The organism is Cytobacillus massiliigabonensis, assembly GCF_900199725.1.
GTDB classification, from domain to species: Bacteria; Bacillota; Bacilli; order Bacillales; family Cytobacillaceae; genus Cytobacillus; species Cytobacillus massiliigabonensis.
The window spans coordinates 813,589-833,727 of record NZ_LT904904.1 but is presented as its reverse complement, the minus strand read 5'-3'; the positions used below and the strand labels follow the sequence as shown (position 1 = coordinate 833,727).

General features: G+C 38.2%; 16 protein-coding genes. 10 read left to right on the top strand and 6 right to left on the bottom strand.

Features of this window, described 5'->3' with window-relative positions; genetic code table 11:
- Positions 1–77: 77 nt before the first annotated feature.
- The gene (locus C1726_RS15070) at positions 78–2,192 is read left to right on the top strand and encodes an MMPL family transporter (RefSeq protein WP_102273916.1); all 2,115 of its coding nucleotides are present in this window, start codon (positions 78–80) and stop codon (positions 2,190–2,192) included.
- A 63-nt stretch (positions 2,193–2,255) separates the two neighbouring features.
- Here the strand turns inward: C1726_RS15070 and C1726_RS15065 are convergent, their stop codons facing one another.
- The 3 genes from C1726_RS15065 to C1726_RS15055 form a co-directional block, all read right to left on the bottom strand.
- Positions 2,256–3,224, bottom strand: coding sequence for a nuclease-related domain-containing protein (locus C1726_RS15065; protein ID WP_102273915.1), 969 nt, complete (start codon positions 3,222–3,224; stop codon positions 2,256–2,258).
- Positions 3,225–3,450: 226 nt separating this feature from the next.
- Positions 3,451–4,470 carry a FecCD family ABC transporter permease gene (locus C1726_RS15060; RefSeq protein ID WP_102273914.1) on the bottom strand — a complete coding sequence of 340 codons (1,020 nt, stop codon included), beginning with the start codon at positions 4,468–4,470 and terminating at the stop codon, positions 3,451–3,453.
- Positions 4,470–5,516, bottom strand: a complete 1,047-nt coding sequence (locus C1726_RS15055) for a FecCD family ABC transporter permease (RefSeq protein ID WP_102273913.1) — start codon at positions 5,514–5,516, stop codon at positions 4,470–4,472. Before C1726_RS15055 ends, C1726_RS15060 begins: the two co-directional genes overlap by 1 nt.
- A gap of 150 nt (positions 5,517–5,666) precedes the next feature.
- On the opposite strand from C1726_RS15055, the gene C1726_RS15050 reads away from it, so the two are divergent.
- A complete protein-coding gene (locus tag C1726_RS15050; RefSeq protein WP_102273912.1) occupies positions 5,667–6,662 on the top strand; it encodes an iron-hydroxamate ABC transporter substrate-binding protein in 996 nt (331 codons plus the stop codon).
- Positions 6,663–6,810: 148 nt separating this feature from the next.
- Here the strand turns inward: C1726_RS15050 and C1726_RS15045 are convergent, their stop codons facing one another.
- Positions 6,811–7,824 (bottom strand): NAD(P)/FAD-dependent oxidoreductase, encoded by a 1,014-nt coding sequence (locus C1726_RS15045; protein WP_102273911.1) that lies wholly within the window; start codon positions 7,822–7,824, stop codon positions 6,811–6,813.
- A 118-nt stretch (positions 7,825–7,942) separates the two neighbouring features.
- Between C1726_RS15045 and C1726_RS15040 the strand changes: the two genes are divergently transcribed.
- From C1726_RS15040 to C1726_RS15005, 8 genes are all read left to right on the top strand, one after another.
- Complete coding sequence (locus C1726_RS15040; RefSeq protein WP_102273910.1) at positions 7,943–8,731, top strand: ABC transporter ATP-binding protein; 789 nt, start codon at positions 7,943–7,945, stop codon at positions 8,729–8,731.
- 185 nt (positions 8,732–8,916) lie between these two features.
- Positions 8,917–10,461: a spore germination protein gene (locus C1726_RS15035; RefSeq protein WP_235822863.1), complete on the top strand. Its 1,545-nt coding sequence runs from the start codon at positions 8,917–8,919 to the stop codon at positions 10,459–10,461.
- Between the two features lie 33 nt (positions 10,462–10,494).
- Positions 10,495–11,673 (top strand): Ger(x)C family spore germination protein, encoded by a 1,179-nt coding sequence (locus tag C1726_RS15030; protein ID WP_102273908.1) that lies wholly within the window; start codon positions 10,495–10,497, stop codon positions 11,671–11,673.
- Positions 11,670–11,894 carry a hypothetical protein gene (locus C1726_RS15025; RefSeq protein ID WP_102273907.1) on the top strand — a complete coding sequence of 75 codons (225 nt, stop codon included), beginning with the start codon at positions 11,670–11,672 and terminating at the stop codon, positions 11,892–11,894. Before C1726_RS15030 ends, C1726_RS15025 begins: the two co-directional genes overlap by 4 nt.
- A gap of 44 nt (positions 11,895–11,938) precedes the next feature.
- On the top strand, positions 11,939–12,880 hold the full coding sequence (locus C1726_RS15020; protein ID WP_102273906.1) for a GerAB/ArcD/ProY family transporter: 942 nt from the start codon (positions 11,939–11,941) through the stop codon (positions 12,878–12,880).
- A gap of 192 nt (positions 12,881–13,072) precedes the next feature.
- Entirely contained in the window at positions 13,073–14,185 is a 1,113-nt protein-coding gene (locus C1726_RS15015; protein ID WP_102273905.1) for a GerAB/ArcD/ProY family transporter, read from the top strand.
- Between the two features lie 314 nt (positions 14,186–14,499).
- Positions 14,500–15,876 carry a sensor histidine kinase gene (locus C1726_RS15010; RefSeq protein WP_102273904.1) on the top strand — a complete coding sequence of 459 codons (1,377 nt, stop codon included), beginning with the start codon at positions 14,500–14,502 and terminating at the stop codon, positions 15,874–15,876.
- On the top strand, positions 15,873–16,550 hold the full coding sequence (locus C1726_RS15005; protein ID WP_102273903.1) for a response regulator transcription factor: 678 nt from the start codon (positions 15,873–15,875) through the stop codon (positions 16,548–16,550). The genes C1726_RS15010 and C1726_RS15005 overlap by 4 nt, the downstream gene beginning before the upstream one ends.
- Positions 16,551–16,666: 116 nt before the next feature.
- Here C1726_RS15005 and C1726_RS15000 read toward each other — a convergent pair whose 3' ends face one another.
- Positions 16,667–18,085 (bottom strand): purine-cytosine permease family protein, encoded by a 1,419-nt coding sequence (locus tag C1726_RS15000; RefSeq protein WP_102273902.1) that lies wholly within the window; start codon positions 18,083–18,085, stop codon positions 16,667–16,669.
- A 66-nt stretch (positions 18,086–18,151) separates the two neighbouring features.
- On the bottom strand, positions 18,152–20,131 hold the full coding sequence (locus tag C1726_RS14995) for a hydantoinase B/oxoprolinase family protein (RefSeq protein WP_102273901.1): 1,980 nt from the start codon (positions 20,129–20,131) through the stop codon (positions 18,152–18,154).
- Positions 20,132–20,139: the final 8 nt, after the last annotated feature.

Below are 20,139 nucleotides of genomic sequence, written 5' to 3'. Positions count from 1 at the left end.
ACAATCGTGACTTTTTATTTTCACCAAAGTGACACAACTGTCACCTTTTTATATAGACATATGAAAGGAGTAAACATATGAAAGCAATTTTACAGTCCATTACTGACCGTGTCACAACGAAAAAAGGAATGTGGATCACTTTATCTATTTGGTTAGCAGCCACAATTTTGCTTGCCGTTTTCGCCCCAAGCGTAAAGGATTATGAAGTTTCAAGGGTTGCTTCCCTGCCAGAAGATGCTCAATCTGTTATTGCACAAACCAAGGTAGATGAGTACTTTAAAGACAATGATGGCACTCCAGCTATTCTTGTCTTTCAGTCTAATGAAGGAGAAGTGAAACTTCCAGAGCTGGCTGAGCTCTTAGATAAAATAGAGAGTGAACATATTGAAGGCGTCGAGCAAGTGATTCCTTTATCCGCTTTGCCTCCTCAGGCTGCAGCTGGATTTTTTTCAGAAGATAAGACAACGGCTCTTATTCCATTAACCTTTGACTCTTCCTTAGAGACAAAAGAACTAAAAGCTTCATTAGAACCTATTCAGGAGATTGTTAAGGAATCATCTAATTTAACGTTATATGTGACAGGACCAGCAGGAATTGCCACAGATTCGCTAGATTTATTTTCCAGAGCAGATGTTGTCCTGATCTTATCAACAGTAGGATTGATTCTCATCCTTCTAATTGTCATCTACCGTTCGCCATTGTTAGCGCTAATCCCGCTTCTTGCAGCTGTCTTTGTTTATGAGATTGTTATGCAGACACTTGGCTTAATGGGAAAAGCAGGATTAGATATTAGTAATCAAACGATATCCATTGCATCGATTCTTTTATTTGCTGCTGTCATTGATTATTCGCTATTTGTCTTTTCCCGTTATCGTGAAGAGCTAAAGGAGCATGATGATAAATTCAGTTCAATGAAAGCTGCGATGAGAGAAACGGGTATGCCTGTCTTCTTCTCTGGGGGAACTGTTTTAGCTGCCATGCTTGTATTATTCTTTGCAGGATTGGGAGATTATCGCAACTTTGCACCGACCTTTGCAACAACCATGGCGATTATCATGCTGGCGTCTATTACCCTTGTTCCAGCATTGTTTACCCTGTTCGGAAGAAAGTCCTTCTGGCCAAAAATTCCGCAAGTAGGGGATGCTAAAGTTAAAACGAATTCCATCTGGAGTAAAATCGGGCGTTTTGTCGTGAAAAAACCTGGATTATCCGTTGTAGTTATTGGAGCCTTTCTCCTTTTATCTGCAAGCAATATGTTTAACCTGAAATATGAATTCGATACAATGAAGTCATTCCCTGAGGATATGCAATCACGGATGGGGTATGAAATTTTAGAGGAAAAGTTTGAAAAGGGCGATTTAGCACCGACAACCGTATTATTCGAAGCAAAGGATGAAATAATCGCTGAGCAGCAAGAAGCATTAAAAGATGCACTTATGGATCAGCCGCTTGTCAGCAATGTTCGAATAAATGGGATAACTGGTGATAATAAGGCAATTAATTACAGCCTGACCTTTAAAGAAAGTCCATATTCAGTTGAAACAATCGATGCATTGGAAACAATTATTGCAGACGCAGATCAGATTGTTGCAGACAGCCATCTTAACGGAGAACTATATTTCTCAGGAGAAACAGCCACGAAAGTAGATGACCGGTCTGTTAATAATAAGGATGTCCTTCTGATCGTCCTGCTGGAAACCATTTTAATCTTTATCATGCTAATTGTCTTAACGAAATCAATTAAGATGCCGATTTACATGATGGGAACGATTCTTGTTTCCTTCCTTGCTGCCTTGGGCTTAGGCATGTTCTTAACGAATTTAATCTTTGATATCGACACCATCAGTAACCGAGTTCCGCTTTATGCTTTTGTTTTCTTAATAGCACTTGGAATTGACTATAATATTATTTTAATTTCAAGATTCCAAGAGGAACGAAGAAACCATTCTGTCAAAGAAGCTGTAGAAATTGCCGTTGCCAACACAGGCGGAGTGATTTCCTCAGCAGGAATTATCCTTGCTGCAACCTTCGCTGTTCTCATGACACAGCCTGTTCAATTGTTATTTGTCTTCGGCTTCATTGTTGCGGTGGGGATTCTGCTAGATACATTCTTAGTTAGAGGTGTTTTATTGCCTGGGTTAATTATTTTGTTTGAGAAGGATAAGGATAGCAAGAAAGAGACAGCGCATTAATTAAACTATGTTGAAACTGCATCCCAATCGTTAAATAAAACTAACAATTGGGGTGCAGCTTTTTTATTCGTCAAAAAAGTCTAGCTGATACACTCTCCCCTTATTCATCCCCGAATAAGGAATATTCATTGAATGCAGAATTCTAGTTGCAGTCGCTGCTGATTTAATTTCTAAAAAGTCTCTAAGCTGGCTATTCGTTATGTTCTTGCTAATCAAGAGTCTATAATCGTTTAATGCAGCTTTATGTGCATGACTGCATTTCTCCAGGCAGCCTAAACAAAACCATGTGCCATGCTGTCTTTCCATAGGGAGATGCAGACAATTTTTGCATAAGACTCCCTTTATTAGTTCATCCTTTCTTATATTGTATTTATCCATAATAGAGGTATCTAATTCTGTATGCTGTTTTTTTATGATGCGTATTGCCTTTTTCAATTCTTTTTCGGAAATACATGTATGAAGGGAATTTTCGAACTGAATGATTCTTGAGGGGAGAGCTTCGCGGTGCATAACTTTCTGGCTAAGCAGGCTGTTTTCGGGAGTTGTGCGAATTACTGTTTGCGGATGGCTAATCACAACGAAAGAGTGGATTGGCATTTCACTTAATCCATTTTTTCTGAGCCATTTTTTCAATTGTAGCTCATGGCGTTTTACTTGTAACAGGGGATCTGGAAAAGCTATTTCCTTTCCTTCTTTTATTCTAATTAATTGATTGAATAAAGGATCAAAATGGATCGTACCAGCTATATTTTTTACTTCTATGATTAAAAGATAGCTCTTAGTTACGATTAGTATATCGATTTGAAAGAAACGGGAGTCTTCCTTTAAACGCAGATCATGAAAAATAAAGTATTGTTTCGGGTCAAGAAATCCCAAATAAAAGTCGAGAGAGCTCTCACCTTTATAACCTGCCATTTTTTTATTAAGTTCCTCAGAAATTAAGGGGATTTTTGGATGATAAGGTGGAAGCCTGCGTATCAGTGCTTCAAGTTTTCGTATTGAAAGAGGAATTTTGCGGGGCTTGACGATCATTTTACCACTCCTATTGTAATTTCGAATAATAGATTCGCCATTCTAAGCAAAATTCCTTCTATCATTTTCCTGAAAAATAAAGATATCTGCGACATTTGAGTTTATATCTACGAAAAATTCATTTTATCTACGAAATCAGTAATGATATCTGCGAAATTTCAATTATATCGATTTTTCGACAAAATTGCACAAGAAAAACGTTCAGAAAGCTCCCTTTCTGAACGTTTCACACTGTTTTTACTAATAAATAAATGAAATATGGTGCACCTAAGATAGATACAACTAAGCCGACCGGCAATTCCATTGGTGCCATAACGACTCTCCCAAGCGTATCAGCTGTGAGCAGCAATAATGCACCAATTGCCGCAGTTAGCGGGATAATCTTTGTATGTCTTGCGCCAATAAGGCGCCTTGCAATATGCGGGGCAATTAAACCTAGGAAAGTAATACCTCCCCCGACTGATACACTGGCTCCTGCTAATGCAACAGCGACAAGAAGCAAGATCACTCTTTCCTTCTCAATCCGAACGCCAACCCCTATTGCCACAGGATCACCTAAGCGCAAGACATCTAAAAATCGAGCTTTATACAAAGCAAATGGAATAAGAATAAGCAGCCAAGGCAGTAGCGCCCATACATAGGTCCAATTCGTTCCCCAAATCGTCCCTGAAATCCATATGATCGCTTTCATAAAATCAATCGAATCCATTTTCATTTGGAAAATGATCAGACCTGCACCAAAGGCAGCATTGATTCCGATTCCAACTAATAGTAGGCGAACAGGCGTCACTGATCCATTTTTCCAAGAGAGCAAGTAAATCAATAACGCAGCAAGAAACGCCCCAGCCAAGGCTGTCAGCGGCATGATAAAGATTGAAAGCATCCCTGTAAAAAATGCGGTTCCTTGAAAGAAAAACATATACAATACAACTGCAAATCCTGCACCTGAATTGATGCCAAGAATGCCCGGATCTGCAAGCGGATTTTGTGAAACACCTTGGAGAATCGCGCCTGAGACAGCAATTCCCATCCCAACTAGAAGGGCCATAATAATTCTAGGGAGGCGGAAATCGAATATCGTCAGTTCATTATTCGGTGTCCCTTGACCAACGAGTGCAGCAAACACCTCATTCATGGGAATTTTAAGATACCCTGCATTTATACTAAGAAGAAAAACAATGACTATTAAAATGCTTGTTACAATCATAAGGATTTTAAATTTATGCTGATTTTTCGATAAATGCATTATAGACCTCTCCCTTCTTTACGGGCTAAGTAAAGGAAGAACGGCACACCGATTAATGCAGTTACCGCACCGACTGGTGTTTCAAAAGGAGCATTTACCATCCGTCCGACAATATCGGCAACAATTAACAAAATCCCCCCAAGAATAGCTGAGCAAGGGATAATCCATCGGTAATCCACCCCGACTATAAAACGGGTAATATGCGGGATAACAAGGCCAACAAATCCAATCATTCCTGCAATTGAAACAGCTGCCCCTGTTAGAAATAACACAACAATCGTTCCTAATAATTTTATGAGTCGTGTATTCTGTCCTAAACCTTTAGCAATCTCCTCACCTAAGCTTAAAATCGAGATCGAACGAGAGATGAGTAATGCTAGGATTAATCCGCCGGCCACAAAAGGAAGGACATACATTAATTGCTGCATTTGTACGCCTGATACACCACCTGCATACCAGTAACTAATATCCTTCGACACATTGAATTTAATACCAATAGCTGTTGATAGCGCACTAAGCAGAGAAGCGATGGCTGAACCGGCAAGAGCAAGCTTTACAGGAGTTACTCCCCCTTTAGATAAGGAAGAAATCCCAAACACCAAAGCAGCACCAAGACCTGCTCCAATAAATGAAAAGGAAATTAAGCCTGAATATGAAATCGCTGGCAGAAAAGCAAAGGCAATGGCAATCAGAAACGAGGATCCTGATGTAACACCCATGATTGAGGGGTCAGCAAGCGGATTTCTCGTCATTCCCTGCATAATCGCACCTGAAGCTGCCAGCGCTGCACCAACTATTACAGCTGCAATCGCACGTGGAAGCCGTAATTCACGAATGATGACATGTGAGGAATTTTCACTGTCAAAATGAAACAACGCGTTCCAAACCGATTGATAGCTAAGATCTGCTGCACCAAAATGAATGGATGCAATGACTGAAAATAACAGCAAAATAGAACCGCCCAATAGGATGAGCGATCCAAATAACCGGTTACTATGTATCCTATTTTCAACGAATTCAGTATGTTTTTTTTCTCTATGACTCATAATAAGTAAACTTCTTCCTTCAAATATTGTCCACATTTAATTCATATATATTATTGACAAGTTGATGGTTTTATATTTTAATTGAAAGCGATAATCGTTATCAATTAATAATTAACAATTGTATTTTAACATAATTTTAGGAGGATTCCAATGAGTAATATACTAACTAAAAAGAAATTCATTCAGTTAATGGGTGCTGGACTTGTTGCATTGTCACTTACAGCTTGCGGAAATGCTGACAAGAGCACGGATCAATCCTCTCAAGAAAAAACGGAGCAGCAAGATAAAAATAAAGAAGCTGCAGCTGAACGGACATTAACAGATGCGATGGGAAATGAAGTCGTTATTCCAGCTAATCCTGAACGTGTACTTGCATCGTATCTAGAAGATAATTTAGTCGCATTAGGCATCAAGCCTGTGGCACAATGGAGTGTAAATGATGGAGCAAGCATTCAGGGCTATTTACAAGGGGATTTAAAGGATATCCCAACGATTCCTCATGACCTTCCATTTGAAGCGGTTCAAGAGCTTTCACCAGATTTAATTATTATGGATTCTGCGAGTATGGTTGAAGGCGGAAAATACGAACAATATAGCAAAATTGCTCCTACATATGTAATCGGTACAGAGGTAAACAATGACTGGCGAGATGAGCTTCTGCGTGTAGGTGAAGTATTTGGCAAGGAAGATGAAGCCAAGAAGGTATTAGAAAATTACGAAACAAAGGCTGCGGAAGCAAAGAAAGAAATAGAAGATAAAGTTGGTAATCCTTCTGTTGCAGCTATTTGGCTCGTAGGCGGAAAATTCTTCGTCGTGAGTGAAAACTTATCAAGCGGTGCAGTTATGTATGAGGATTTAGGATTAAAGGTGCCAGAAGTGGTGAAAGAAATTTCAGCTAGCGGCGAAAGCAACTGGAATGCGATTTCTTTAGAAAAGTTAGTTGAACTTGATGCAGATCACCTATTCCTTATTAACAGTGATGCTGCGAGCGGTTCTGCTTCCTTAAGCGATGCATTATGGAAAAGTGTTCCTGCAGTGAAGGAAGGAAATGTATATGAATTTTCTCCTGATGAAAGCTGGCTGTACACTGGTGCTATTGCAAATGAACAAATGATCGATAACATTTTAAAAAGCATCGTAAAATAATCGATAAAAGGGCTATCACATTCATTGTGATAGCCCTTTATTTGTGTTTTTTCTAAAAAAAGCCAATGGTTTACATGTGAATGGGTTTTATTCGAACGAATAACGTAATGAACATGTATACCATTGGCGATTTCTTGCATGAATAATATTAGTTTAGTTTTCGGCGGATCTCTTTGTTTCGCTCCTTAAAAACAGTATTGTGAGTCGAGACCATTGCTGTTTTGCGTGCCTTTGGATCGATAAATTGTGTCAATTCATTTACTGTATTGGCTGCATCTTGAAAGGCACCGGTGATTAAATTTAGTTTTGCGTCATGCTTAATAATATCACCTATCGCAAATAACCCAGGCACAGAGGTTGTCCCGTTTGGCAGCCCATCAATATAGCTATTTTCTACTGTTTGTATCGGAAGCTGGCAGTTTCTAAGTAAGGTAAAATCCCTGTCATAGCCTAAATTAATCAGCACTTCATCCACTTGATGTGTTGTGCTTTTTTCCTTACTCTCGCATTGTAACGCTATTATACGACTGCTATCATTTATTTCAGCATGGGTAATCGCAGAGTAATCAAAAATGTCTACCGCTTTCTCCGTTAATTGTGTTAAAAGCTCTGAGGGAATTTTTTCCTTCCCTTCTGAAATAATAATCGTTACCTTTTGCGCAACATCCGCCAATGCATTTGCCCAATCAAATACCGAAATTCCTTTACCAGAAATGGCAATTCTTTTATCTTTATAAAAGCTTGGCGCCTTTAAAGTGTAATGCACATTTTCCAGATGATTTTCAAATATCGTCAGTCTTTGCGGGGAGAATATTCCACCGCCGATAGCCAGGATAATTGTTTTAGAATAATGTTCCCCTTTGTCAGATCGTGCAATAAATACATCTTCCTGCTTTTCAATACTTGTTATTTTTTCATTCAGGCAGAGAGTCGGATTAAAAGTTAAGCCTTGGCGAATAATTTGATCAACAAGCTTACAAGCTAAAGTAGGTGGCTGCCCCCCAACATCCCATACCACTTTATCTGGATATAATTGCATCTTCCCGCCAAAATAAGGCTGTGCCTCAATAATTTTTACTTTTAGTTCTCTTAATCCGCTATAAAAAGCTGCATACAATCCCGCTGGTCCCCCGCCAATTATCGTTACATCAAATATTTCCATGGTGCAGTCGCACTCCCTAAAGTCTATTTATGATTGATTCTCATTATCAACTAGTATAAGATGAATTTAGATACAACTCAATAATGAATGAAAAGAATTCATGAAGGAAGGCTTTGGCATGAATCGTCTATTAACAAAAGATTTATCTGTCGGCTATCAAGAAAACATAATTGTTAACGAAATGAATATACAGTTTATTAGCAATGAAATTACGACTATCATCGGTCCAAACGGCTGTGGAAAATCAACTTTGCTAAAGGCCATTACACGTATTATCCCCCATTCTAAAGGTAGTATCTTATTAGACGGGCAATCCATTGCAAAGGAAAACACGAAAAAACTGGCGCAAAAAATGGCTATACTCCCGCAAACCCAAGATAGTGCATCTGGTCTAACGGTAGGAGAGCTCGTTTCATATGGAAGATTTCCCTATCAAAAAGGGTTCGGAAAATTATCACCTGCCGATTATGAAGTCATTGATTGGGCTTTACAAGTAACAAATACATTTGATTACAAATTTCGGACGGTAGACTCCCTTTCAGGCGGTCAAAGACAGCGTGTATGGATTGCTATGGCACTCGCACAGGAAACCGAAATTATCTTCTTAGATGAGCCTACCACCTATCTTGACATGGCCCATCAATTAGAAGTACTCGAGCTCCTTAAAAACTTAAACGAAACACAAAATCGAACCATTATCATGGTTTTACATGACTTAAACCATGCCGCCCGTTTTTCCCATAACATGATTGCCTTAAAAGATGGCAATCTTATTAAAGCAGGAACAAGTGAAGAAGTTATGCAGAAGGATATATTGCAAAAAGTATTTCATATCGACGCAGAAATCAGCCGTGATCCGAGAACAGGAAAACCGATGTGTGTAACGTATGATTTGATTAAAAAGTAAAATAGGATTAAAAAACTGCAGAGAAATCTGCAGTTTTTTTTTGACTCTATACTATCCATTCCTCTCCACACAAAATTTCTCCATTATTTAATCAAGTGCATAACTTGGAAGAATTTATGGGATAACTAAAAAAGGCTGTCATTAAAAGGGATTTTTTGTAGGAGGAAATATGGTTGGTGCGTCGTGTGAAAAATTTACTTAGAAAAAGAAAAAATCAGTCACAAACAGAACCATTGGATATCCAAATTTCACTGTCAAATAAAATTGATGAAAATATCGAGTATTTTCGTTCGATTTATACTAATTGCTCGGATGTTGTGATTCGGCCATTTTTAATTGGAGGAATCATTCCAGCCTATATCATCTATATCGATGGAATGGCGAATGTCGAAGAAGCGGATGAACAAATTCTTCATCCATTGATGAATACTACTGTTGAAAATTCAACCGAAATAATGAATATGCTCGAAAATAAAATTCCTGTTACCAACATACAAAAACTTCCTACCCTCTCCAAATGCGTTGATTCTATTTCTACAGGAAATCCCTTGCTGCTATGTGATGGAATTAGTATTGGTTATTCCTTTTGTTTAGCTAAATGGGAAAAGCGAGGCATTGAAGAGCCTTCTGCTGAAGTAGGAATTAAAGGGCCAAGGGAAGGATTTACGGAAACAATTGGGGTAAGTACATCCCAATTACGGCGAATTATCAAAAGCCCTTCCCTCAAAATACAGGAATTAACGATTGGAGAGTTTACAAAAACAAAGGTGGTTATTACTTACATAGAAGGACTTGCAGATTCCAATCTTATTGAAGAGGTTCACAATCGTTTAGAACGGATAAAAATTGATGGCATTTTAGAAAGTGGATATATTGAAGAATTAATAGAGGACAATCCCTACTCCCCTTTTCCACAAATATTAAGTACAGAGCGTCCGGATGTTGTTTGTTCCAATTTGCTAGAAGGCAGGGCCGCTATCTTAGTGGATGGGACTCCATCTGTAATAGTTGTCCCTACGACATTCTTTTCGCTTTTGCAATCACATGAAGATTATTATCAGCGCTTTCTAGTTAGTACCGCCATTCGTTGGCTTCGTTATTTATTTCTATTGATCTCCCTATTACTGCCATCATTATATGTTGCTATTCTAACTTATCATCATGAAATGGTCCCTACAGCCCTCCTATTAAGTGTAGCTGCTTCAAGAGAAGCCGTTCCCTTTCCTGCCCTTGTAGAGGCTCTTATGATGGAGGTTACCTTTGAAGCCTTAAGAGAAGCAGGGATTCGATTGCCAAGGCAAGTAGGTGCTGCAGTCAGTATTGTTGGTGCATTAGTTATTGGACAGGCGGCCGTCCAAGCGGGGCTTGTATCCGCACCAATGGTTATTGTGGTAGCTATTACTGGCATCGCCTCATTCATGATTCCCCGATATGCGATGGGAATCGGATTCCGAATCCTGCGCTTTCCTATTATTTTTTTGGCAGGGGCGTTAGGTCTGCTTGGAGTTATGATGGGCATTATTGCAATCGTTGTTCATTTATCAACCATTCGCTCTTTCGGAGTACCCTATCTAAGTCCTTTAGCTCCATTGAAAAAAAACGAACTGCAAGATTCATTGATAAGGTCACCTTGGTGGAAATTAAATACACGTCCGCATCTTACAGGCAACTACAACAAGTATCGTCAATCTCCTGGTTTAAAACCTGATCCGAATAAAGGAGGGGAATAGCCTCATTCTTATTTGCAAAGGAGAAAATATCAAATGAAACGTTTTTTCCTCTATCTTTCTTTTTGTCTATGTATTCTTTTGTTAAGCGGTTGCTGGGATCGTGTCGAAGTAAATGATATAGCTATCATAACAGCAACTGCCATTGATCAAACGGAAGACAATTTGATCAAAGTTACCGCTCAAGTATTTATCCCCAGAGCTCTCAGTGGCGGCGGCGGGATGGGGTCAGGGGGCGGAGATTTGACATTGATCAGGACGGGGATTGGCACTAACATGGCGGATGCTGTTTCTAAACTCCAAATGGCTTTGCCTCGAACGATCTTTTGGGGACAATGTAAAGTCTTCATTTTTGGACAGGGATTATCTGAAAAAGGAATTCAGCAACAGCTTGATTACTTAGTGCGCCATCCTGAACCGCGCGGCAGAGCGTATATGTTCGTTAGTACAGCAGACACAGAAAAGGTTCTGCAGTTAATGCCTCCTTTGGAACGGTATTCAGGGGAGGTACTTAAAGAGCTATTGGATTTTAATATTGGACTTCAAGTAACAATGAAGGATTTAGATGTAATGCTGACAAATGCTGCCCAATCTGCTGTCCTTCCGCTTATAAAAATTTATCCGCCAAGCGAAGGAAAAATGGAAAATGAAACAATTCCTTATCTTTCAGGGTCTGCTATATTTTCTAAAGACAAGATGATTGGCACGATTGGGGAGTATGAAACACGTGGAATCATGTGGATAAAAAATATGTTGAAAGATAGCACGATTACCTTCAAACCTAAGAATGAAGAGGGAAAAATATCACTTAACCCTGTTCGATCAAATATTCATTTAGTACCCAAGATTACAAATGGACAATGGAAAATGACAGTCAAAGTTCGAGCAGAGGGTGATGTAGTCCAAAATGAAACCAATCTTAATATCATGGATCCAAAGATCATTAATAGATTAGAAAAGGACTTTGGAGAAAATATCAAACATCGGATTGAAGTAGCGTTAAAATCACTTCAAACAGAGCTGCATACGGATGTAGTTGATTTTGCTACAGAATTCCACAAGCATTATCCTAAAGAATGGAAAAAGGAGAAAAATCATTGGCATGAAAAATTCCCGCAAGTAGAAGTAAATATAGATGTTGCTGCCTATATTCGCAGACCAGGGTATACAAATGCACCTAGCGGAGTGCCTGAGGATGAGGTGAAAAAGAAGTGAAATGGGGAATATTCCTTTGCGTCCTGCTAATTATTGTTTTAATCGTCATTTTTGAATGGAAAAAAATTAAAAACTGCCCTAAAAAAGATAAAATCACTTTTTTCACGCTGCTAACTGTTGTTGGAGCACTTTCCCTTTTTGATCTTCCTAACCTGCCAGGACCAGTAACACTGCTTGAATACATATTTAAACCGTTTGGGGATTTCATGGAAAATCTTTAGTAATTACAACCAACTTTGAATCATTATTGAATGGAGGCATTGGAATGGAAAAGGGCAAGATTTCTTCTTTGCAAATGGGAATGATGATGTATCTGACAATTATGGCCTCAGCAGTTTTTACCGTTCCTGCCATCACTGCAAAGTATGCAAAGCAAGATTTATGGCTCTCTCCCATCTGGGCCTCGCTCATTGGGTTATTAACCATATTTATCGTAATGCGGTTGTATAAACATTACCCGCAGCAGTCTTTTTTTCGTGTATGTGAACATACAGCGGGACTTTACATTGGGAAACTTTTAGGTTTTGTTTATGTATGCTTTTTGGTTAATTTTACAGGGCAAATCATTCGGGGCTACGCAGATTTTATACTAGGTGTATATTTTCCTAAAACGCCAATAAGTGTCATTATTATTTCTATTACGATCCTTTCAGCTTTAACAGTGATTGGAGGATTAGAGGTAATTGGGCGAGTATCTCAAATCTTCTTTCCTGTTTTTATCTTTTCTATTTTTATTATTACTCTTTTATTGCTCCCTCAATTAAATCCAAGTCATTTACTTCCTATTATGGAGGATGGAATCTTTCCGTCTTTAAAAGGAGCGATCATCCCTCAAGTATGGTTTGGCGAATTTTTTATCATTATATTTATTCTCCCATTTTTATCCGATCAAAATAATGGGATGAAATGGGGGCTCCTAACTATCTTCATGGTGTTATTAACATTTATAACAGTAAATTTAATTGTTCTTTTCACCTTAGGACAAACCATATCTGGTACTCTTTATCCATTTTTAAATGCTACTCGTCTAATTAACCTAGGTGATTTTATTGAAAATTTGGAGCCAATTATCATTGCTATATGGATTTTAGGTTCGTTCGTAAAAATCACTGTCTTTTACTATGTGACTGCATTAGGAATAGAAGAATGGCTGAAATTGACTGACTATAAACCGATCGTTTGGCCGCTTGGCATTCTGCTTATTTAAACAAGCTTTTGGTCTTTGCCAAATATAATGGTATCCAGCCATCACGATAAAATCGCCACTCCGTTTATTGCCATTTTGATGCAGACTTTGATCCCATTACTGTTATTAGGCATTTCAAGCATCAAAAAGAAACTAAAACCTATAAATGTATAATTTTTCAATCTTAATATACAACTGAAAGAAGTGGAATGAATGGACAAAGGGAGAATTTCCTCCATGCAAATGGGAATGATGATGTATTTATCAATTATCGCAACAGCGATTCTAACAGTTCCTTCAATTACAGCTAAATATGCAAAGCAAGATTTATGGCTTTCTCCCATCTGGGCTTCAATTGTTGGTTTTCTTACGATTATTATTATCATTCATCTGTCTAAACGTTTCCCGCAGCAAACATTCTTTCAAATCTGCGAACAGACAATTGGTAAACTCACAACAAAGTTTCTCGGTCTTCTATACTTTATCTTCTTCCTTGTTGCAACCGGACAAATCACGAGAACATATGCAGAATTCATAAAGATATTCTTTGCAAAAACGCCTGTAAGTGTCATCATGATTACCATGCTTATTCTTTCAGCATTTACAGTCATTGCTGGAATTGAAGTGATTGGTAGAGTTGCTCAATTCTTTTTTCCTATCTTTGTCTTTTCAGTATTTATAATTATTTTCTTGTTAATTCCCCAGCTAGAACCTAATAATCTCTTGCCAGTATTGGAAAATGGACTCCTGCCATCATTAAAAGGAGCGATTGTTCCTCAAATATGGTTTGGCGAGTTTTTCATCATGATATTTCTTCTCCCCTCTTTGTCAGATTCAAGAAAAGGAATGAGGTGGGGAATCATAACGATCCTTATGGTATTAGTCACTTTTATCATAATAAACCTTACTGTTCTGTTCATATTGGATCAGAACACTGAGTTCTATGTTTATCCTTTTTTGTCAGCGACACAGCTAGTAAACCTTGGTGACTATATTGAAAATATCGATCCGATAATTATTGCGTTATGGATATTAGGGACTTTTATAAAAACAACTGTTTTCTACTATGTTACAATTTTAACAGCTGCACAATGGTTAAACTTATCAGATTATAAACCCCTTGTTTGGCCGCTTGGCATTTTAATAGTGGAAGTGAGCTTTTGGGCTGTGCCAAATTTAATGGTTAACAGTCATTTAGATATAGCTGTTTTCCCACTCCTATTTCCAATCATGCAGACAATTATTCCATTAATGTTATTACTGGTGGTTTTGATAAAAAGAAAATTAAAAAATTTAGAATCAATAAAATTACGGGGGTACGAATAAAGGCGCATTCCCTAAGGAATGCGCCAAGAGAATTTATATGATCGTTAGTGTCCCCCATATCCTCCGCCGTCTGAAGAAGTAATTTCCAGCATCTGACACCCGACAGCTGACCCCTATCTGTATACACTCCAAAATCTTTTAAACTTGATTCCACTTCCTTTGAAATAACTGTTTCCGAACCAAGTACTTACATATTCGCTTCATTTATATATATGCAGAAATTATGCACAAACCGCAAGTAAGCTTTTCCCTGCATAAATTCTTCACACATTTAGAGTAAAATAATAGTAATTGATTGAAATTAGGTGAGTAAATTGAAAAAGCTCTCTGTAAAGCTCGGGATATTGTTTTTCTTGATTATATTTGGCTTAATAACTTTCATGTTTTTCTTTTTGCATATGGGGATTGCTGATTCTAGAGTGGAAGAAGAGCTTAAAGCCTTGCAGGCAAGGGGAAATTCACATAGAGCCATCCTTGAAAAGCATTTCGATAAAGAAACCATTAATCACGTTGTTTTAATGGAATCTGAATCACTGACAGATGTAATTATCACTGATAAAAATGGGAAGGTGCTCGATTCTTCATCTGAAATTGCACCATTAAAAAAATACTTGAAGATACCAGATTCCCCAATCACATCTGAGGGGCAAATCGTTGAAGACAACTGGAAAGATGAACCTTATATTGCCACCATTAGTCCTGTAGAAATCAACGGACAGCTAAAAGGCTATGTCTTTATGTTTGAAAATACGGCATCTGTACATTCACTCATTCAAGGACTAAATGAGCACTTTCTTTTAGCTGGATGGATTTCCGTATGTCTGACCATTATTATTATCATCTTTCTTTCAAAAGGAATTACAAAGCCGCTTATAAAAATGAAAGAAGCCACGACACAAATGAGTAAAGGTCAGTTTTCAGTCTCCTTGCCTATTGCTTCTGATGATGAGCTAGGGGAATTAGCAAAATCCATTGAACTATTAGGTAGAGATTTGAACTATTTAAAACAAGAAAGAAATGAATTCTTGGCTAGTATTTCCCATGAACTAAGAACACCTTTAACATATATCAAGGGATATGCAGATATTGTTCATAAACGGAAACTCCCTGACGATGAAAGAGAAAAATATTTAAATATTATTGTGGAAGAGACCAATCGATTATCTGTATTAATCAAAGAACTATTTGATCTAGCAAAAATTGACCAAAATTCATTTGCCATCCAAAAGGATTGGATCGATTTAAAGCCGTTCTTTACAAAAATGGAACAGAAGCTATCCCTTGCTTTTCAAGAGAAAAGAATAAATTTTGAACTGCAATGCCCGCAAAATATATTTATTCAAGCAGATCCATTGCGACTTGAACAGATAATACTCAACTTGCTGGACAATTCCATTAAGTATTCTCCAGCAGGAGCAGACATAAAACTGAAAGCTTGGCAACATAAAAAATCGGTTCATATTTCCCTCCAAGATAACGGAAAAGGAATACCAGAGAAGGAGATTCCACTCATCTTTAATCGTTTTTACCGGGTCGAGAAATCAAGAACACGCTCTTTAGGGGGCACTGGACTGGGACTGGCGATTGTAAAAGAACTTGTTCACGCGCATGGAGCGGAAATACATGTGAAAAGCAAAGAACATGCAGGAACCAAGGTTGAATTAATCTTTAAAGGAGAAATGAAACGATGAAGACGCTTTTGCTCGTCGATGATGAATCAATGATGCTTGATTTATTATCTTTATACTTATCGCCTATTGGGTATCATTGTATTAAAAAACAATCTGCCCGTGAGGCAATTACCTATTTAGAAGCACATCCGGCTGATTTAATTCTTTTAGACATTATGATGCCTGACATGAATGGATTAGAAGCATGTAAGAAAATTAGACAAACGTGGGACACGCCTATTATTATGCTGACAGCTATGAGTGATAAATCGGATATAGTAAAAGGATTAAAATATGGGGCGGATGACTATATTTCTAAACCTTTTGACGAAGAAGAGCTGATCGCAAGGATTGAAGCCGTTTTAAGGAGACAAAAAAGTGAAACGGGAAGACTTTCATTTCGCGGCCTCTTTCTTGATCAAAACTCCTATGAACTCCTGTACAATGGGGTGGAGATATTATTAACACCTAAGGAATTTGGAATGATGGGCTTATTTCTAACAAACCAAAACAAGGTTTTTACGAGGGAGCATTTAATTACCTCTATTTGGGGATATGAAGTTTCAACAGAGGATCGTACAATAGATTCTCACGTCCGAAATTTACGAGAAAAACTTCGCAAAGCCGGATTTCCTGCTGATCATCATCTGCAAACCGTTTGGGGTGTCGGATATAAATGGGCGGGGAAAGTATAACACATGCCAAGTTGATAAAGTAACTCGACGAATGAAGTGCGCCGCTGCTAGTAGAGGCAGCGGCGCACTTCAACATAGTATGGTATTCTGACTTTTAGTTTACTGTTCTAGTTTATTCAAACAATAAATTCATTTGCTGGAACATCATTCGCTTCTTTTTTACTATAATATTTTCCTTTTGTAGCAACAGCTAATACAATAGTCAGCACAAATGCTAAGATTGCTGCGAAAAATGCAGCTACATTTTGTAAAAAAGCGCCTAAATAGCCAAATGCGGCAATTGAGCCCACAACGCTTGAAATAATTAAAGAAACGACACCAACAGGATTCCATGCATATAAATATTCTTGACGATGTTCAAAATAATTTGGGCCAATTTTCAAGAGCCTCTTAACGACAAGAGCATCACAAACTAAAATTGCACCCCACGAAAGCAGAAATACTCCCTGAAAGGTCAATAAACTACCTAAATGATCCATTACTCCACCAAGCATTAATACAATCGCAGCAATAGATGTAAACACTACCCAAAATGGTCTTCCAGGTTTAAACTTAAATATATTTTCAAAGAAATTAGCTAATGATAATGATCCACTATATAAATTAGTAATATTAATCCTTAGTTGGGTTAAAATCGTGAATAAAGCTCCTCCAACCCCTAAAATTTGTACAAAGAAAACTCCTGGATTCTCCTCTGCCATCCGAACACCAAACCAAATTCCGATAATCCCCATTATTAGGAAACATACGAGTTGAGGGATAAATCCAACTGCAAATACACCTATTTTAAATTCTTCCTTTTTTATAAATCTCGCATAGTCCGACACAAGCAGTGCCATGATGCCAACCAAACCATTCATGATTCCAATACATGCAAGGAGACCTGCTCCGCCAACTTGGGCACCTTCAGGTAAATACGTCCATACACTGCCAACAAATTTCGGTGTCATTTTTAGAGCTAAAATAAATGCAGCAGCTAACAGAACAATAAAAATTGGCATAGACCATTTTTGCAGTTTATCTAACTGCTTAATCCCAAACCAGTTTAAAGGAATGACGAGCAAACCAAATATAACCATAAGAAGCCAAATAGGGATAAATGGTAAATATTCATGTACAGCGAATGCCATAATTGCCCCTTCAATTGCACAGTACATAATAAAATTTAATGCGTAAATAAGGGACGTTATGGAGGCCCCTAAATAACCAAAACCTCCACCTCTTGCCAAGAGATTTACATTTAATCCGGATTTGGCTGAGAAGTAACAAATTCCTATCCCTAATGCACCTGCAACAATAGTTGCATAAATTTCTGCCAGCAAAGCATTGACCGCACCAAAGCTTACTGCCATCAAGCTGCCCATTTGAATAAATAGCATTGCGGTTGCAACACCCAAAGTAACATTAGTAATACTCTTCCAACCCATTGTTCTTCCTTCTAAAGGAACCTTTTCCAATGCAAAGTCATCTTTCTTTTTCTCTTTACTAATGCCGTCATCATCCATTGTGACAGTTGGTTTAGAAATCTCAGCCATAAATCCCACCCCTTATCTCATATATGTTTTTTTACAATAAGGGCGTGCTGCCCTTATTGTTTGAACTTACATCCAATAGGCTAGTGAACGCTTCTTCATTGATTCTCGAAATTGTTCAGTAGATTTTAATAATGCTTTATTCGTAGAATAGTCCATAATCACACCATATTGGCGAATAACATCTAATTTATCAATCACTTTATTTTGGAACATTTCTTGAACAATGAGAGGATCTGTATCTAACCACTGCTTCCTGTGTTTTCTTATTGAGTCTCTCTCTTTTTCCGTTGCTTCAAAATCCACTTCAAATAAATCTAGATCTCGGTCTATTTCTACAATCACAACACCATAGTCTTTCTTTGCTCTTTCGATGGAAATATATTCATCAATTACGTCTTCCAAAATGGCCTCTGGTTCCCTTTCTAATGGATCACCTAATCCCCCGCCACCTGCAGAAGGTCTTACGAAAGAATCACCGCTTTTTACTTTTACATTTGAAAAAATAGCCCCTAAATATTGTTCATCCTCTTTACCAGGGTTAAGCCATGCTCCGTGTGGATAAGATGGGAGTCCCCCAAAAATCCCCCATGTGACTGAACGGGAACGATCACAGCAATAAGACATAACAGAGTTACCTATACTGGATAAAACTCCGCCTTTTTCAACACCGCAACCCCCTCGGTATTTCCCTGGTCCTGCAGAGTCTGTAATAATCTGATGTTTAGTTGTAATGACAGGTGAAAGTCTTTCTTGTCCTTCACATGGCTGTACACTTAAACCGACACCAAATACCGGAGAGGTTGCGTTTGCGCCATCACGATCATTACGGCCGCCATGCCCTCCTGCCATCCAGTCATACCACATAAAATAACTATTTCGATTTGTTCTCTGATCATTGCCTCCGATTAAAAGGTATTCCAGGTTAAAGGAACAGGCAATCGCTCTTTCTGGCATAATATTTGACCATAGCTCGAAGCAAGCATTCATGATTTTTTCGTAAGCTCCTGAACAGAAACCAGTTACAGCTATTGGTGCAGGAGCATTCACAACGGAGTTCTCTGGAAGCTTCACTTTTACTACACGATAAAAACCTGAATTTAATGGGATTTCCGGAAAAAATGTTTTCGTACCTGCATAAGTCGCAGACAACGAACCACCGAAACCTGAGTTCAAAAAGCAGCTAATATATGGATGAGATCCTTCAAGATCATATAGTATTTCATCATCTGAAATTGTCATTTTAACATGGATAGGGATTAAACCATCGCCAATTTCAGGATCCATGTCAATATAATCAACGGTTTCCCAAGTACCTTTAGGTAAAGAAGATATTTTGGCTTTAGCCAGCCTTTCTACATAATTTTGAACCTCATCAAAGGCAGTGAGTGTTGTTTCGATCCCATATTTATTTACGATTTCTAGCAGCTGCGTTTGACCAACCTTCGCTGCCTCTACTTGTGCGCGTAAATCACCTATTCTCTCTTCTGAAACACGCATATTGGATGCTAGGACATTAACAACATCTTTTAAGAAAATCCCTTTGCTATAGATCCGTACAGGCGGAATCCTAACCCCTTCTCCATAATGTTCCCTTGCGGTAATATCAAAAGAGCCTGGAGTAGATCCGCCCATATCTGCCCAGTGACCATTTGTTTGCATCAGGGCAATTAATTTACCCTCATAAAATACGGGCAACACAACACGTGTATCATTAAAATGTGTCCCTCCCCGATATGGATCATTCACTAAGAAAATATCTCCAGGATGGATGTCCCCATGAAAATCCTCTAAAACTGCTTTTGCTGTTAAATGCAGCGTTCCTACATGGACAGAAATATCTTGTGTCCCTTGCATAACCGTATTTCCGTCAGCATCACAAAGTGCACAGCTAAAATCACGATTATAAATAACAAATGAATAACAAGTTCTTAAGATTTGCTCAGCCATTTGGTCAACAAGGTTGACGAAACCATTTTTCAATACTTCAAAAGTAACTGGATCCAATTGGTTTCCCTGTGCCTGTTCTGTAAAATGATTTAAACTCATAATCATTC

Coding starts and splice junctions, on each gene's coding strand:
- C1726_RS15040 (WP_102273910.1), top strand. CDS start 7,943: ATGAATCGTCTATTAACAAAAGATTTATCTGTCGGCTATCAAGAAAAC.
- C1726_RS15050 (WP_102273912.1), top strand. CDS start 5,667: ATGAGTAATATACTAACTAAAAAGAAATTCATTCAGTTAATGGGTGCT.
- C1726_RS15055 (WP_102273913.1), bottom strand. CDS start 5,516: ATGAGTCATAGAGAAAAAAAACATACTGAATTCGTTGAAAATAGGATA.
- C1726_RS15005 (WP_102273903.1), top strand. CDS start 15,873: ATGAAGACGCTTTTGCTCGTCGATGATGAATCAATGATGCTTGATTTA.
- C1726_RS15065 (WP_102273915.1), bottom strand. CDS start 3,224: ATGATCGTCAAGCCCCGCAAAATTCCTCTTTCAATACGAAAACTTGAA.
- C1726_RS15060 (WP_102273914.1), bottom strand. CDS start 4,470: ATGCATTTATCGAAAAATCAGCATAAATTTAAAATCCTTATGATTGTA.
- C1726_RS15030 (WP_102273908.1), top strand. CDS start 10,495: ATGAAACGTTTTTTCCTCTATCTTTCTTTTTGTCTATGTATTCTTTTG.
- C1726_RS15020 (WP_102273906.1), top strand. CDS start 11,939: ATGGAAAAGGGCAAGATTTCTTCTTTGCAAATGGGAATGATGATGTAT.
- C1726_RS15015 (WP_102273905.1), top strand. CDS start 13,073: ATGGACAAAGGGAGAATTTCCTCCATGCAAATGGGAATGATGATGTAT.
- C1726_RS15070 (WP_102273916.1), top strand. CDS start 78: ATGAAAGCAATTTTACAGTCCATTACTGACCGTGTCACAACGAAAAAA.
- C1726_RS15045 (WP_102273911.1), bottom strand. CDS start 7,824: ATGGAAATATTTGATGTAACGATAATTGGCGGGGGACCAGCGGGATTG.
- C1726_RS15000 (WP_102273902.1), bottom strand. CDS start 18,085: ATGGCTGAGATTTCTAAACCAACTGTCACAATGGATGATGACGGCATT.
- C1726_RS14995 (WP_102273901.1), bottom strand. CDS start 20,131: ATGAGTTTAAATCATTTTACAGAACAGGCACAGGGAAACCAATTGGAT.